This window comes from Bradyrhizobium sp. CCBAU 11357 (assembly GCF_028128865.1).
Taxonomy (GTDB): Bacteria; Pseudomonadota; Alphaproteobacteria; order Rhizobiales; family Xanthobacteraceae; genus Bradyrhizobium.
The window spans coordinates 644895-659519 of sequence record NZ_LBJW01000017.1; the positions used below are offsets into that span (position 1 = coordinate 644895).

Annotated in this window: 14 protein-coding genes, 1 tRNA gene and 2 pseudogenes; 7 read left to right on the plus strand and 10 right to left on the minus strand. The window is 64.9% G+C overall.

Annotated features, from left to right (window positions below; translation table 11 throughout):
- Positions 1-37: 37 nt before the first annotated feature.
- Positions 38-829, plus strand: a complete 792-nt coding sequence (locus XI05_RS08175) for a crotonase/enoyl-CoA hydratase family protein (RefSeq protein ID WP_271500247.1) — start codon at positions 38-40, stop codon at positions 827-829.
- 305 nt (positions 830-1134) lie between these two features.
- A pseudogene (locus tag XI05_RS08180) lies at positions 1135-1717 on the plus strand (transketolase family protein); the annotation flags it as partial.
- 48 nt (positions 1718-1765) lie between these two features.
- On the opposite strand, the pseudogene XI05_RS08190 reads toward XI05_RS08180, so the two are convergent.
- The 3 genes and pseudogenes from XI05_RS08190 to XI05_RS08200 form a co-directional block, all read right to left on the minus strand.
- A pseudogene (locus XI05_RS08190) lies at positions 1766-2587 on the minus strand (3'-5' exonuclease); the annotation flags it as partial.
- 30 nt (positions 2588-2617) lie between these two features.
- On the minus strand, positions 2618-4765 hold the full coding sequence (locus XI05_RS08195) for an AAA family ATPase (protein WP_271500253.1): 2148 nt from the start codon (positions 4763-4765) through the stop codon (positions 2618-2620).
- A complete protein-coding gene (locus XI05_RS08200) occupies positions 4762-5823 on the minus strand; it encodes a hypothetical protein (RefSeq protein WP_271500256.1) in 1062 nt (353 codons plus the stop codon). The genes XI05_RS08195 and XI05_RS08200 overlap by 4 nt, the downstream gene beginning before the upstream one ends.
- A gap of 133 nt (positions 5824-5956) precedes the next feature.
- On the opposite strand from XI05_RS08200, the gene XI05_RS08205 reads away from it, so the two are divergent.
- The gene (locus tag XI05_RS08205; protein ID WP_271500259.1) at positions 5957-6211 is read left to right on the plus strand and encodes a helix-turn-helix transcriptional regulator; all 255 of its coding nucleotides are present in this window, start codon (positions 5957-5959) and stop codon (positions 6209-6211) included.
- A 12-nt stretch (positions 6212-6223) separates the two neighbouring features.
- On the opposite strand, the gene XI05_RS08210 is transcribed toward XI05_RS08205, so the two are convergent.
- The 4 genes from XI05_RS08210 to XI05_RS08225 form a co-directional block, all read right to left on the minus strand.
- Entirely contained in the window at positions 6224-7276 is a 1053-nt protein-coding gene (locus XI05_RS08210; protein WP_271500262.1) for a hypothetical protein, read from the minus strand.
- A gap of 6 nt (positions 7277-7282) precedes the next feature.
- Entirely contained in the window at positions 7283-7429 is a 147-nt protein-coding gene (locus XI05_RS08215; protein ID WP_271500265.1) for a hypothetical protein, read from the minus strand.
- Between the two features lie 112 nt (positions 7430-7541).
- Positions 7542-8411, minus strand: coding sequence for a hypothetical protein (locus tag XI05_RS08220; protein ID WP_271500268.1), 870 nt, complete (start codon positions 8409-8411; stop codon positions 7542-7544).
- Positions 8412-9029: a hypothetical protein gene (locus XI05_RS08225; protein WP_271500271.1), complete on the minus strand. Its 618-nt coding sequence runs from the start codon at positions 9027-9029 to the stop codon at positions 8412-8414. It abuts the gene before it with no gap.
- Positions 9030-9195: 166 nt separating this feature from the next.
- Between XI05_RS08225 and XI05_RS08230 the strand changes: the two genes are divergently transcribed.
- Positions 9196-9264: transfer RNA gene (locus XI05_RS08230), tRNA-OTHER, on the plus strand.
- A 277-nt stretch (positions 9265-9541) separates the two neighbouring features.
- Here XI05_RS08230 and XI05_RS08235 read toward each other — a convergent pair.
- The 3 genes from XI05_RS08235 to XI05_RS08245 form a co-directional block, all read right to left on the minus strand.
- A complete protein-coding gene (locus tag XI05_RS08235) occupies positions 9542-9844 on the minus strand; it encodes a hypothetical protein (RefSeq protein ID WP_271500274.1) in 303 nt (100 codons plus the stop codon).
- A 158-nt stretch (positions 9845-10002) separates the two neighbouring features.
- Positions 10003-10329, minus strand: a complete 327-nt coding sequence (locus XI05_RS08240; protein WP_271500277.1) for a hypothetical protein — start codon at positions 10327-10329, stop codon at positions 10003-10005.
- Positions 10330-10547: 218 nt separating this feature from the next.
- Entirely contained in the window at positions 10548-10772 is a 225-nt protein-coding gene (locus XI05_RS08245) for a hypothetical protein (protein ID WP_018648745.1), read from the minus strand.
- A gap of 278 nt (positions 10773-11050) precedes the next feature.
- Between XI05_RS08245 and XI05_RS08250 the strand changes: the two genes are divergently transcribed.
- The 3 genes from XI05_RS08250 (at position 11051) to XI05_RS08260 (ending at position 14501) form a co-directional block, all read left to right on the plus strand.
- Positions 11051-11992, plus strand: coding sequence for an N-carbamoyl-D-amino-acid hydrolase (locus XI05_RS08250; RefSeq protein WP_271500280.1), 942 nt, complete (start codon positions 11051-11053; stop codon positions 11990-11992).
- A gap of 638 nt (positions 11993-12630) precedes the next feature.
- Positions 12631-13251 carry a TetR/AcrR family transcriptional regulator gene (locus XI05_RS08255; protein ID WP_333939828.1) on the plus strand — a complete coding sequence of 207 codons (621 nt, stop codon included), beginning with the start codon at positions 12631-12633 and terminating at the stop codon, positions 13249-13251.
- A gap of 56 nt (positions 13252-13307) precedes the next feature.
- A complete protein-coding gene (locus XI05_RS08260; RefSeq protein ID WP_271500285.1) occupies positions 13308-14501 on the plus strand; it encodes an MFS transporter in 1194 nt (397 codons plus the stop codon).
- Positions 14502-14625 lie beyond the last annotated feature (124 nt).

Genomic DNA, 14625 nt, shown 5'->3' on the forward strand with positions numbered 1-14625 from the left:
ATTGTGCAGTCGCCTGGAAGCAATTCGGAGACGAACAATGAGCGACACCAAGACCCAAGTCGGCCGAATCCGCACCGAGGTGCACGGGCATGTGTTCAAGATCATCATCGACAACGTGGCGAAGAAGAACTCATTCAGTCCGCAGATGATGGCGCAGATGTCGGATGCGATGACCCTTCTCGATCGCACCGACGATTATTGGGTCGGGGTACTCTGCGCCGAGGGTCCGGATTTCACAGCCGGGCTGGATATGCCGAAGTTCTTCGGACCCAAGGCCGAGAATACCGAGCTAAAGCCCGGCAACATCGATGCGTTCGCCTTGAAGAGCCGGTGCCACAAGCCGATTGTGACGGCCGTACAGGGGATCTGCTTCACAATCGGAATCGAAATGATGCTGGCTGGCGACATCGTCGTGGCGGCCGACGACACCAGATTCTGTCAGATGGAATCCAAGCGCGGGATCGCACCTCTTGGGGGTGCCCATTTCCGCTATTTGACGCGAGCGGGCTGGGGAGACGCGATGTATCACCTGTTCCTGTGCGATGAGTTCGGCGCAGCCCGGGCTCACAAGATCGGCTTCGTTCAGGAAGTCGTTGCACCCGGCCAGCAGATTGCGCGCGCGATGGAGATTGCGAATTTGATCGCCAAGAACGCGCCGATCGGCATTCAGGTGACGAAAGAGGCCGCGTTGAAATACATCGAGGCCGGCGAGAGAGCCGCGATCGACTACATTCCCAAGATCAAGGATCGCGTCTTCAGCAGCGAGGACATGAAAGAAGGCATCCAGTCTTTCGTGGAACGTCGCTCGGCCGTGTTCCGCGGGAAATAGAATCCGGCGGACCGCACAATTGGACGTCGCTTACGAGCCGGAGGATTTGACCATGGGAAGCATCAAGAAGGCATTCGATCTTACCGGCAGGAGCGCTCTTGTTACGGGAGGCTCCGGTCCGCAATCCATCCGGGAAAATCCTGAAGCGGCTGCTGCGAGAGCGCTACTGGGAAGGATACGAGCGGATGGTCAATTGAGTGCGGTTGGCCGAATTGAATGTATCGGACCGTGAGACGCTTTTGCTAGGCGACCGCTGCGTCCTGCAACTTGAGCGACTGAAGCGTCAGCACCTCGGTCAAGCGCAGATGTTCCGTCATCAAATCGGTGGCGATTTTCACATTCCGGCCAAGAATCCGGGCAAGCCGCGCCTGACCACCTCGGCCATGATCGCCTCGATTGCGGGGGAGGGACAGAAGACGAGGCCGGCGCCGTTTGGACACGCGCTCGTCGAGCTCGCGCGAAGCCGTCCCGATGTGGTCGGCATGACAGCCGATCTCGGCAAATACACCGACCTGCACGTTTTTGCGAAGCAATTTCCGGACCGCTACTATCAAATGGGCATGGCTGAGCAGCTTCTGTTCGGCGCGGCCTCGGGTCTTGCCGCTGAAGGCTTTATGCCATTCGCAACGACCTACGCGGTGTTCGCTTCGCGCCGTGCCTACGACTTCATCCATCAGACCATCGCGGAGGAAAGACCGCAACGTGAAGATCGTCTGCGCATTGCCCGGTTTGACCTCAGGCTATGGCCCGAGTCATCAAGCCGCGGAGGATCTCGCGCTGTTTCGCGCCATGCCGAACATGACGGTCATCGACCCCTGCGATGCGCATGAAATCGAGCGACTGGTGCCCGCGATCGCGGCGCATCAGGGGCCGGTCACGGTCCGAATATCGATCCAGCGCAGTGAATTCCTGCCGCTCGATGTCGATGTCGCGCTGGTAGATCTCGGTTCTGAGGAAGCGTAACTCTGCCTCCAGTTCCGCCTCGTCGATGTCCAGATACCAGGACTTCGGACGGCCGTCGGCGCCGTCGCTCCAACGGTAATTGCGCTTTTTCAGGAAATCCTTCAGCTCGAAGGGAGATTGCAGCGCCCAGATCCTTACGGTCTTGCGACGCGCGCGCGCGAGCAGAACCGAAAGCACCGTCGCGGACGCGCGGGGTAAAGTCTGGCTGAGGAGCGCCACCAGTGCGTCGCAGTCGTCGGTCGCCCGATGGGCGTCGTAGAATAGGCTGCATCGTGCCAGAAGGTGCTCGAGCTTCGCTCCCGAGAAGCCGTGCTCCTTCCAGGCGACGCCGGTTGCGGTACAGGCCCAGGGCTTGTGCACGAAGGTCGGCCAGAACCGTTCGGCAATTCTTCGGTCGAAAGAGGCGTTGTGCGCAGTAATTATTTGAGCGTTTTCGACGAATCGAACGACCGCCTCTGCGTCGATAATTTTGCTTTCCACCATGGCGTCGGTGATGCCGGTCAGCTCGACGATCTCAGGAGCGATCGGGTGGGAGGGTTGCTGGAAGGCCTGGAAGACATCGACGACACCGAGAACCCGGTCGTCGGCCGAATAGGCGAATTTGACCATGGCGAGTTCGATGACCTCGTCTCGCGCGACGTCGAGACCGGTCGTTTCGACGTCGATGGCGACGCCGATCCTCGCGCAACCGCCTGGCCGCAGGTTCGCGGGATACGGCACGAGGCGGCGCAATACCCTGTAGTCGCCCGTCGCTTCGAGCTGCTTCGCCAGTTCTTCGTTCGCATCGGTCGGCATCGTCTCTTCTTTCGGTTGTACATCGCCTGGTCACCGGAGCGCGGGATCGGAGATCGTGGCGCCGCCGTTCTGGATCGACGATGCGACGGTCCGCGGCAGGACGGTTGCCACGAAAGCGGACTCGAGCGGGTGCCTTGCGACGATGGCATCGATCTCGCCGCGATCGAGATGGCCTGAGGCAAAAAGCGCTTGAGCCAGCGCGTCCAGCGAACGCCGATTGCGTTCGAGGAGGGCGAGCGTTTTCGCGTAAGCCCGCTTCAGGGTCTCGTTCGTAGCCGATCGGAGAGGCTCCGTCATGAGCAGATAGCCGTCGTTGAGATGGTCTTCGGCGAGCGTGACGAGGCCAAGGCATCCGAAGCCATATGACGTTTCCATCCGCAACGCCAGGTTGGTCGCCCTGGCAAGATCGCTCCGATCGGAAGGTCCGCCGGAGCCGGTCGTCGTTTCGGCGAACTTCAACTGTTCGGCCGCGCGGCCGGCGAGGATGGTCGCGAGCAGATCCTCGAGGTGCGCCCGGGTCGGCACCTGCGGCTTCGCCGCCGACGTCTCGGCGTACCCGCCGTTGCCGTCGATCGAGAGCGATTTCGGCATGCCGATTCCCAGGGCCATATGTGCGATGGCATGGCCGCTCTCGTGATAGGCAACGCGCCAGCGCAGATCGTCGGGCCAGTCGGGCTCTCCGTCCCGAACTGCATCAACGAGGTCCTTCACGGTCACAGCCCGCTTTTCCTTGCGCGCCGTCTCCCGGGCGACGCGTACAAACTTTTCCACGTCGGCGCCGGTGCGCCCACGCGCGGCAAGGGCCGCTTCACGCAGGTCTGCGCCGGCGCAGTCCGATCCGAGATGCGTGCGGAAGATGCCGACCAGGCCCGGCATATCCGGCAATCCGATCTCGATGTGATGGTCGAGCCTTCCTGCGCGGACCAGCGCCGGGTCCAGACGCGTCGGATCGTTGCACGAGGCGATCAAGAAGACGCCTTCCGTTTTTTCGAACCCATCGATCATTTCCAGGAGGGTATTCACGATAGCCGTCCACCACGCATCGTGGTCACGACCTCCACGGGCCGGAATGGAATTGCACTCGTCTAGGTAGATAATGCATGGCTTACGCCGCGCGGCGTCGAAGAAGGTCTCGCGGATCGCGGCGGTGACGTCGCCCAGGTGCCCTGTTTTGTGCGCCTGCCAGGCGGCATAGGACGTCGCTATGAAGCTCACGTTCCCGGAAAGCTCGCGGCACAGCGCGCGGGCCAGCGAAGTCTTTCCCGTGCCGGGCGGTCCGCTGAGCAGCAGTCCGCGGGGGCATTGGTGCCAAGGCCTCGTTCCGGCTAGATACTCGCGCATCGCCTCCGCCACCTGCATGCAATAGACCTTCGCCTGTCCGAGCCCGGAAAGCTCGGACAGGCGCGGACCGGCGTCGATCGGGATCTCGACGAGGCGCTCAAGGCGAGCCAGGGAACGTTCCGCGGACAAGTCCTCCCGCACCGCGATCGCGAGGTCGTTGACGCCGATGCGCCGGCTCGTGGACTCGTCGATCGAAGCAGGACGATTGCCGGTCACGGCCTCGATGACGCCGGCCACCACGTCGGCGTCCATAGGCGGAACGACGATACGGTGTTCGGCGATGCGCAGCAGCGCACGGGGCAGCCGATCGCCGGGGCGCGCGATCCCGATCACTGCGCATCGCAGCCTCATCGCGGCCGCGACCGCCTCGTCGTCTTTCGAGGTGACCTTCGATTTGCCGCTGTCCGTGAACACGACTACAGAACTGGTCGTCGGCGAGGAGCGAAAGCGGTCGTCGAGATCGTCGCCGTCGACGAGAGTGGCCTCGCTCGCCAGCAGCATGCGCAGCATACGCCTGATCGGCTTCACCAGATCCGGATCAGCCACCTGAATGATGGCGACCGTATCGGGCGCCGTCAGCTTGGCGAGGATGTCGCGCGAGTCTTCGAAAGCACGCCCGAGCAGAATGGCCGACGCCGCTGCATCGGGCGATGGGGGGCGAGACTTCGGGCGGCGACGCTCGGCGTCATCATGATCTTCGTCGAGGTGCTGCCCTTCGTCGTCTCCGACCGCCGGGAGTTCGCCGGCGAGCCTGGAGAAGCCGGCACCGTTGCGCAACCGGTCGAGGAACACCTCGGCGAGCGGCCGGGTGGAAGCGGCGAGGACGATCAGGCTCATGCGGGGTCCTCGTAGCTCGGAGAAGGACCGGCGTCGTTGCTGGGAGCATCGGCCGCAAGCCAAGCTTCTTCGTCGAGGTGCTCGCCCGAAAGCAGCTTGGCAGCGAATGCGCCGCTCCTGCACCGGAATCCGAGCTGTAGTGTCATCTTGTCCTTGGCGCACGGGACGGCGCCGACCCATTTCTCGGCCTTCATCAGTTCGCGCCGCTTTCGATGATCGTCCGAGAGGCCGCTCCGCGTCAGCCGTGCGTAGTCGGCGCCCGGCATCACGTAGAAACTCCCGTTCCAGCGGTAGGCGTCCGCCTTCAGTTCGCGATGTGAGAGGCGGAAGCGTTCGCCTTCGCGCGGGACCACGATGGCTTCCGTCTCGGTCATCACCACCATCTCGTCGAGGTCTGCGGTCACCGACAGCCTGCGCCGGACGGTTGCGGGGGTGCGCCGAGCATCGTCGATGAGGGTGAAGCCGGCCGCATGCAGCAGCATCTCCGCATGGCCGACGAGCTGCTCTGCCTCGGCACGCACTCGCAGGCCGCCTCCATATGGCCTTGCCGAGTTGAGGAGCTTGATGTTCAGGTCGGTGCAGATCTGGATGAAGCGCGCTTCGATGTACGACGCCATGACCTTGTCGAGCGTCCCCGCGTCGGCAGTCAGGATGTAGATCTGCGTCGTGCCCTTGATCTCCGGGGGAAGCCTGTCGCCCCACCTGCGCTCCTTGTCGCTGTGGCCGAAATACGGGGGCTGGTCGGAACCGGGCGCCGGGTCCGCGATCGCGTAGACGACGTAGGCGGCCGAGTCGAGGAACGCGCGCAGCCGGCCGGCGTCGGTATACGGGCCGGCGAACAGCGACAGCCGCGAGCCCCAGGACTCGATCCGACGCAGCCCGGCGGGCGGGCCGTCGAGATAGATCGTCGTGGCGGCGAACGGACGCTCGAGAGCGTACGGCGCAGGATCGCTTCGCCCGGAGACAGTGGTCTCGTTCGGGGAAGAGGACTGTAAGGGCGGTTTCACGCGGTCGGCCTCGTCTTGCTGGAGTGGAAGTTCGTCATGGAAATGTGCCACTTAAGGGACACATGACACATATGAATATGTGCCACATAAGTGTCAAGTGCCACTTAAAGGACATTTGTTTCCGTGCTCGCTCACTGGCCGGCAACCGGTGTATGGTTACTCGCAATTCGATTCGGAGCGGGCAGTGGCCGACAAGATTCCCTCCGGGCGCATGATCAGGGCCGCCCGGGGGCTATTGGGGATGGAGCAGAGGGACCTGGCGACTGAGGCCGGCGTCGACCGGCGCACGATCGCGCGGCTCGAGGCCGAAACCGACCCTTCGAGCAATCCGTTGCGGGTCTGGACTTATGAAAGGGTGCGCGACATTCTGAAGAAGCGCGGCATCATATTCCTCTATCCGACCAAGTCGCACGGCGAAGGCGTGGCCATGAAGAATTGAGACCGCCGCCGACTACGCCGGCGGCCGTGCTTGTTTCTTGGCCTTGGCCTCCCGCATGGTTTCCCGCCAATCCAGCCTGATGACTTGTCGCACGTTCCGGACCTCCGCCGGGTCGGCTGCCGGCACGAGGCCCTTGCCGGAAGCCGCATTTGGTCGGGCGTAATGCGTGCTCGCCGTCTCGTCGCTTCCGTGGCCGGAGAGCGCGGCGATGATCGCCAGGGCCTCAAGCCGTTCGGTGGGGCTCTGACCTTTGCGAACGTAGAACGCCTTCCAGGCGGCGATGGCGACGTGGCGGGTCGAGTACAAGGTCGGCCACTCGTTGCGGCGAGGCCACAGTTCGCGCGTGATCTCCCAAAGCGCGTGGCCGACGGTGTTGAGACGGCGACCGTAGTCGACGTCCTTGGCGGTCTTGATCCAGGCGAGGATGTCCTGCACGACTTGGGGCTCCAACTCTTCCCAGTACAAGGTCCTGGCTGGTCCGTGGGCGCGGCCGTTCGTGGCCTTGGCGTTCTCGACGACGAGCATCCAGCGATAGCCGTCACGCTTCGACCTGCCGAAGTGCGCGCGGGGCCATTCGCAGGGGCGCAGGCCCGTAGGCACCGCAGCCTTGAAGTAGAGGACCAGGTCGATCGCGCCCTCCGTCTGCCTGGCCAACGCTGCGTGCCTGATCCGCATAAGGTCCTTCTCGGTCGGCGACTTGTCCTTGGTGCGCGACGTCACCGGCTTCTTCTCCTTCTCGGGAGCCGGCTTCTCCTGCTTGAGCCGCTCGACCACGGTCTTGATCTCCGTGGCGACGGTCTCGTCGACCAGAGTGGCTCTGTTCTCCAGCGTGCAGATGACGGCGCTGCGCACCACGCGCCACGAATTCGCGAGATAGTTGGCTTTCTTGCCGATGACGAAGTCGACGAGCATGGTCGGCGTCAGGTCGATGGTGTCCGCCCGCTGCCCCGTCGCTTTGGCGAGTTCGCGTTGCGCCGCCGCCGCGAGCTGCCGGCAGCGACGCGCGTAAGCCTTCATGGTGCCGGGAGATTGCGTCGGCGAGACAGAGCCATTCGACTTGGACATATTCACCTACCAGTGCAGCCGGTCGCGCACGGCGGCGGCATGACGACGGAGCGCGACGAGGCGTAGAAGAAGGGGAGCGAGCCCGAGCCGATGCTCGAGCTCGCCGAGGAAGATCAGCGCGTAGACGCGGCGCCGCGGAAGTAGGCAGGTCACCGCGGCGTGCGGAGGCCTGCGATGGAGGCGGTAATGTTCGCGGATCCGCGCTTCGGCCCGGCGCCGCAACGCCGGCGCCTGGGACTCGATTGCGGCAAGACGCTTCAGGAATCTAGCTCGTCGGGTCCGCATCCGTGCCCGCCAGAACCTGCAGCATCTCTCTCTCGGCGACCTTCCAGAACGCAGCCACATGCAACTGGAAGGCACGTACGAGGCAGCGGTTTTCGCTTCCGAACCGCCGCCGGAGCGCGGCCGGCTCCATGTTGATGACCTCATGCATGGTCAGGCCCGCAGCCTGACAGGCCTGCCAGCTCTCGCCGGCGACAGCCGGCACCTTGATGACAGGCAGGCCTTTCACCGCTTTCAAGAGATCCCTGAAGACGCGCTTCTCTTCGGTTCCGTCCACGAAGCCGAAATTGCCGTTCCGGCGGTTGAGCAGAAGCGCGACGTCCATGCCCGGCACGATGTCTCGGGTCAGTTCGATCAGCTCGCGCGCCTGAGCCATCCGGTCGGTCAGGCTGTTCGTCATCACCACGCTGAGACCGCGCATGCCCAGTTCCGAGAGCTGAGCGTCGAACTGCGTCGCCGCGTAGATCTGGGCACGCAACTGGGAGAGGCCGCCGCCCCAGTCCAGAACGATCACCGGACGTGCCTCGTCGAAAGCTGCCTCCTCCATGATCTCGAAGACCGGCCGAAGCACGGCTGCCTCCGCACCGGCGAGCCGCGCAGCCGCCGCGAAATTCTCCGTGTCGATCTGGACGACGTCGCCCGACTGTCGCGACCGGGCCGTCCGGGACTCGATCCGGATGAACTTGATCGGAATGCCGAACTGACCGAGCAACTGCGCCGTGAAGTCCGCGAGCGTCGACTTGCCGACATGGGAGGCGACCGAGACGAACTCGAGGAAGCGATAGGCGGGAACGAACTCGGTTACGGCGGCGGTCGAAGTCTTAGGGGCGTCGAGACTGATGGTGTCGGTCATTTAGTCCTCCATGGCGCGAGCGAGAAAGTCGATCTGCCGCCCTCTGTGGTCGGAGCGGCGGACTTCGGGAGCCTCATGGCCCGAAGAGGAGACCTGCGCGCCGACCACCAGGTCGGCGTCGGTCGGCGCGACGGTCCGCGGCGGCGGTGCGGCCTGGCTCGCAAAGACGAGATCGGGCTCCGGCTCGCCGACTTCAGCATGCCCGCGAGGGCGCTCCGAAACGGGGGAAGGGGCAGCGGCTCGCGCAGGGGACGCGGTGCGGGCGCGGGACTTGGAGGCGCCGATCTTGGGGGCCCCGACCTTGGGGGCGCCGACCTTGGAGGCGCTGACCTTGGACTTGGCCCGGGCCCGGCTGATCGCTGACGACAACGTGGCCGCGGTGAGTGCCGCGCCGCCCGGCCCGGTGATGCCGCAATGGCCGAGCACCGCGACCAGGTCGGCGTGGGTGGCGTGGTACTGGCGCCGGAGTCGAATCAGGAGCACCAAATGATCGTCGACGATCTGCTGGGTCTGAGCGTGGCGGAACGGACCGCGGCCGATGTCTCGAATGTCATCGAGCTCCTGCCGGATGTCCGGGGGCAGGGCGTCGAGGCACGCCTGAAGCTCCGGTGCCGTCATGACCCGACCTCGCCGAAACGGTCTGCCGGCCCATACACCGCTGGGGGACAGGGGCGCCGGCACCTCCGATCCACTTTTGCACGCAACCTGCACGCAGGGGCGTTCGAGACCCGATTTTCCCGGAGTCTCGGGTCGTGCCGAGTAGTGCTAAGTGGTTGAAAGTGCGGGGAGTGGTGGTCTGGCTGGTGCGTTCGGGACGCAGGGGTCGCAGGTTCGAATCCTGCCACTCCGACCATTCTTCCAAAAATCGACGTGTCCTAGAGGCTTGGCGGGCCGGCCGCTGGCGCCTCGGAGCGCTCTTTTGCAACTATTTCGGGACCGGGTCCACGGCCGATTTGGCGGGGCAGGGCGGCTTGTCGCGGCGGCATGGCTGGCAGAAGGTTGGCGCCGGCGGTCAATGACCTTTCTCAGATCGCGCCGCGTCTCACTCCCTCACTCCGATCGCTGCCTCTCAAACGCAAACGGCGCGGCCGCGATCGGCCGCGCCGCTGTGATCTTGCGACGTGAAGGCCCTAGTCCTCGTAGTCGTAGGGTGCGTAGGCTGATGTGCCCCAGCGGGGCTCATTATATCCGTAGCCCGGGCCCTGATAGCCGTAGGTGTTGGTGGGGTGCCAACCGCCGATGCGCTGGCATTGGCCGACGCCGGCCATCAACTGGCCGCCGCTCATCGCCGGGCCGGCGGCGCCGACAGCTTCTCCACTGGGTGTCGTGCACCAGCCGGGACCGCGTCCCGCAGCGAGGCTGGGGCTTGCAGTTGCGAGCGGCAAAATCGCGGCAAGAGTTGCGGCGACGCTCACGAGTTTCGTACGTGTCATGGTTGTCTCCATGTTCGGGTTCAACGGGGGACCAATCCCTCCTGCCGCGAGACGTTCCGCGCGGAACGGTCGCGATGTCGCGAGCAAAATGGGTTTCCTCGGGTTTCACGGAACGCGGGTGATTCCATTCACGCGGGCGCGTGGTCGCGAGCGCATCATCATCTGCGAGCGATCAGCACACCCACCAGGAAGGCCACAATCAGCGACGGCAGCGGGGCGTCGCGCACCATGCCGCGGACCACGTCATGCCAGTGCTGCTCCGGCACCAGTTTCGGCGATCGCACGTTTGGGGCGGGCTCGATCGCCCAGCTGGATGCGAGCTCGGCGATCTCGCTTTGCGCGAGGCGCACGCCGTCGCGGACGCGAAAGATTGCGGCCTCGGATCGCTCGCGCGGCGCGAGCAGCATCAAGGTCTCGACGGCCGTGCGCAGCGTCATCTCGCCGTAGCCTTGCAGCCTGACCTGCTCCTCGGGATCGGACGTCATGCGAAATCCCTCACAAGCCGAATTCTTCATAACGCGAAGGGGCGCGCGATGGTGAAGACGCCGCCGCGCACAGGACCAGCATGGATACCGCACCGGCCACGCCGCGCGCGAGATAGGCGCGCGTCGGGTGCCCGCTCATGATCTCGCTCCATGCTTTGCATGGAAATGGCCGCCGCCGCGCTTGGTTCCCCTGGCGCGAAGCGAATCGGTAGGCCTGGTTATTTCCGCAGCAGCTCGCTCAAGGCCGCCGTCGCCTCGGCGCAGCGGATGTCGTCGATCTCGCGCGACAGGCTGAGCGCACTCGATCTCAGCTCTTCCAGCTTCCAATTCTCCGGATTCTGGTTTTCGAGCTGGCTGAGGCGCTTGTTCAGATCGTCCAGCCTGGATTGGAGCTGCCCGATGCTGGCGGCCCCATTCACTTTCCAAACGCGTTGTGCACGCATCGTCTTCCCCTGATAGTCTCACGGCCTTGTGAGAGCGGTTCGTGGCCGGAATGGGAGTTTGTTTTGTCCAGCTTCAGACGGTGGGGAACCGTTGCAGATCGGCAACGAAATTCCCGTCCAGGGTGCTCACCCAGCGCCGCAAGATGATACCCGCAGGCACGGAATTTGATTGTGCCCTCGGCACGGAGGGCCAGGCGGCCTGTGCGCGCGGTGCGCCGCCCGATAGGCTCAGGCCCGGCGCACTCGAAAAAGATGAGGAATGACGCGTGGCGAGAATTATGACCGTCGCAGCCGGCCAGCTCGGACCGATCGCGAAGAGCGAGACCAGGACCGCGGTGGTGGCGCGGCTGATGGCGTTGATGCGCGAGGCACGGGCTTGCGGCTGCGACCTGATCGTCTATCCCGAGCTGGCGCTGACCACATTCTTTCCGCGCTGGTACTTAGAGGACCAGGCCGAGATCGACAGCTTCTTCGAGCGCGAGATGCCGGGCTCCGAGACGCAGGCGCTGTTCGATCTCGCGCGCGAACTCGGCATCGGCTTTTGCCTCGGCTACGCCGAGCTGACCGTCGAGGCGGGGATTCTCAGGCGCTACAACACGTCCATCCTCGTCGACAAGAGCGGCGCGATCGTCCTGAAATATCGCAAGGTGCATCTGCCCGGCCATGCCGAGCACGAGCCCTGGCGCGAATTCCAGCATCTGGAGAAGCGCTATTTCGAGCCCGGCAGCGGCTTCGGCGTGGTCGATGCCTTCGGCGGCGTGATGGGCATGGCGATCTGCAACGATCGCCGCTGGAGCGAGACCTATCGCGTGATGGGCCTGCAGGGCGTCGAGATGGTGCTGATCGGCTACAACACGCCAGTGCACAATCCGCCCGCGCCGGAGCATGACGATCTCTCGCTGTTCCACAATCATCTGGTGATGCAGGCAGGCGCCTATCAGAACGGCACCTTCGTGGTCGGCGTCGCCAAGGCCGGCATCGAGGAAGGCGTCGATCACATCGGCGGCAGCTGCATCATCGCGCCCTCGGGCGAGATCATCGCGGCCTGCACCACCAAGGGCGACGAGATCGCGCTGGCGCGCTGCGATCTCGATCTCTGCAACTCCTACAAGCGCACCACCTTCAATTTCGACGTCCACCGCCAGCCGCGGGCCTACGGCATGATCGTCGAGCGGAAGGGCGTGACGACGATGGCGGATGGCACGCCGGTGAAGGGGTGATGCTGCCGGTAGCCCGGATCGAGCGTTAGCGTAATCTGGGGCCGCACGCCCGGCATCTTGCACTTTCCCGGATTACGCTCGCGCTCCATCCGGGCTTCCGGGGGGCGGCGAGACGAAGCAAAGCTCGGGCGGATTACGCCCGCGAGGACGCGAAGGCGCGTCTGCGGCCATGGAGGCGTAGGATGGGTAGAGCAGTTGCGAAACCCATCATGCTTCGGCGGGGAGGATGCGTGACGGGTTTCGCTTCGCTCTACCCATCCTGCGAGTGCATGTCGGAGAACTGCGATGCTGCCTCATACTCCGTCATTGCGAGCGCAGCGAAGCAATCCAGAATCCCTCCGCGGAACGACTCTGGATTGCTTCGCTGCGCTCGCAATGACTATGTGGAGGCAGTGTGCACTCCTCTCTCACCGTCACCCTGAGGTGCTCGCTGAGCGGCGCATCGCGCCGCTGAGCGAGCCTCGAAGGGCGGCGGCCCGGCTGCATCTCGGCCGCTCATCCTTCGAGGCTCTCCGTGGGACGCGTTGCGTCCCACGACTCGCACCTCAGGATGACGGAGCACGAGAGACGATGGCCGTCTCACCCCATTCACAACCACGTGTCTTTATTCGGAAACGTTCATTCCCTATTATCCTGCAATGCAAAAGACCGCCCGCCGCTCCCGGCCTGCCGCACGTCCGCCCGGCCGCCCCCGGGAATTCGACATGGACACCGCGCTCGACCGCGCCGTGCGCGTGTTTCGTGAGCGCGGCTATCATGCCACCTCGATCGGCGAGCTCAGCGCGGCGATGCGGCTCGCCACGGGAAGCATCTACAAGGCGTTTCGCGACAAGCATGCGGTGTTCCTCGCCGCCTTCGAGCGCTACGCGGCGCTGCGCCAGGAGCAGACCCGTAGCGCGGCGGCGCGCGGCGCGAACGGCCGCGAGCGAATCCGTCACGTGCTGCTGTCCTATGTCGAGCATTCCCAGGGCAGCGAGGGGCGGCGCGGCTGCCTCGTCGTCGGCAGCGCGGTCGAGCTCGCCGCGGTCGATCCGGTCGTCGGCGCCCGCGTCAATGCGCAGCTCGAGCGCAACGAAAGCTTCATCGCCGGCCTCATTCGCGAGGGCCAGGCCGACGGCTCTATTCCCCGCCACGTCGCGGCCGATGACACCGCGCGGCTGATGATCTGCATCACGCAAGGCCTGCGCGTCGTCGGCAAGGCCCGTGTGCCGCTCGAGGGCGGACGCCTCGTCGGCGTCGCGATGAAGCTGCTCGCCTGAATTTTTCGTCATAATAGGGAATGATTGTTCCCTATTAATATCTGGAGTCGATGCGAATGACCATGAATGCCACGATCGAGACCGCGCCCGGGCCGGATGCGGTGTCGCAGCGCCTGACCTTCGTGCTTGCCGCGGCCTGTGGCATGGTCGCCGCCAACATCTATTATGCGCAGCCGCTGATCGCCCCGATCAGCGCCGCGCTCGGCCTGTCGCATGCAGCTAGCGGGCTGATCGTGACCATGACGCAGATCGGCTACGGCACCGGGCTGCTGCTGATCGTGCCGCTCGGCGATCTCGTCGAGAACCGCGCCCTGATCTGTTCGGTGATCATGCTCGGCGCCGCAGCGCTCGTCGCCGCGGCGTTCGCAACCCATGCGCTGCCGTTCCTGCTCGCGGCGCTGTTCATCGGCCTCGGCTCGGTCGCGGTGCAGATCATCATCCCCTATGCGGCGCATCTGGCGCCCGAAGCCATCCGCGGCCGCGTCGTCGGCAACGTCTCGACCGGCCTGATGCTCGGCATCATGCTGGCGCGTCCGGTATCGAGCTTCGTCACGGCCTTGCTGTCGTGGCACGCGGTGTTCTTCGCCTCCGCCGCGCTGATGATCGTGCTCGCGGCCGTGCTCTGGATGACGCTGCCGAAGCGCAAGCCGGTCACGCGGATGCATTACGGTCAATTGCTGCTGTCGATGCCGCATCTGGTGCGGGCCACGCCGTTGCTCCGCCGCCGCGCGCTCTACCAGGCGAGCCTGTTCGGCGCCTTCACCCTGTTCTGGACGGTGGCGCCGCTCCAGCTCGCCGGCGAGTTCGGCTTCTCCCAGCGCGGCATCGCGCTGTTCGCGCTGGCCGGCGTCGCCGGTGTGTTCGCCGCGCCGATCGCCGGGCGCCTCGCGGACCGCGGCCATAGTCGCATCGCGACGCTGATTGCGATGCTGCTCACGGCCGCCGGCTTCCTCGTGACCGCCATCGGCGCGCCCGGCTCGATGCTGAACCTCGCCTGTCTGGTGGTCGCCGCGATTGCGATCGACATCGGTGTCCAGGGCAATGTGGTGCTGGGCTTCCGCGCCATCTTCGCGCTCGGCCATGAGCACCGCAGTCGCCTCAATGGTCTCTACATGGCGACGTTCTTCGCCGCCGGCGCGGCCGGCTCGGCGGTCGGAGCCTGGGCGTTCGCACAGGGCGGCTGGGTGCTCGCATCGGCCATTGGCCTTGCTTTGCCCGTCGCGGGGTTGCTCTACGCGGTGACCGAGTAGCGACCGGTTGCCGGGATGGCGCCATGCGAGCCGTTCACCAACCGCGCGATGAGGCAATTTCCATCTCGCGGATTGGTTGCGGTTGTAGTACTTTCGTCGCAAACGCACCTAGTTAACGGGCGGC

Bases quoted from the DNA above. Each gene is read 5' to 3' on its own strand.
- XI05_RS08260 (WP_271500285.1), top strand. From the start codon at position 13,308: ATGACCATGAATGCCACGATCGAGACCGCGCCCGGGCCGGATGCGGTG.
- XI05_RS08225 (WP_271500271.1), bottom strand. From the start codon at position 9,029: ATGACGGCACCGGAGCTTCAGGCGTGCCTCGACGCCCTGCCCCCGGAC.
- XI05_RS08210 (WP_271500262.1), bottom strand. From the start codon at position 7,276: ATGTCCAAGTCGAATGGCTCTGTCTCGCCGACGCAATCTCCCGGCACC.
- XI05_RS08255 (WP_333939828.1), top strand. From the start codon at position 12,631: ATGCAAAAGACCGCCCGCCGCTCCCGGCCTGCCGCACGTCCGCCCGGC.
- XI05_RS08175 (WP_271500247.1), top strand. From the start codon at position 38: ATGAGCGACACCAAGACCCAAGTCGGCCGAATCCGCACCGAGGTGCAC.
- XI05_RS08240 (WP_271500277.1), bottom strand. From the start codon at position 10,329: ATGACGTCCGATCCCGAGGAGCAGGTCAGGCTGCAAGGCTACGGCGAG.
- XI05_RS08195 (WP_271500253.1), bottom strand. From the start codon at position 4,765: ATGAGCCTGATCGTCCTCGCCGCTTCCACCCGGCCGCTCGCCGAGGTG.
- XI05_RS08235 (WP_271500274.1), bottom strand. From the start codon at position 9,844: ATGACACGTACGAAACTCGTGAGCGTCGCCGCAACTCTTGCCGCGATT.
- XI05_RS08220 (WP_271500268.1), bottom strand. From the start codon at position 8,411: ATGACCGACACCATCAGTCTCGACGCCCCTAAGACTTCGACCGCCGCC.
- XI05_RS08245 (WP_018648745.1), bottom strand. From the start codon at position 10,772: ATGCGTGCACAACGCGTTTGGAAAGTGAATGGGGCCGCCAGCATCGGG.
- XI05_RS08250 (WP_271500280.1), top strand. From the start codon at position 11,051: ATGACCGTCGCAGCCGGCCAGCTCGGACCGATCGCGAAGAGCGAGACC.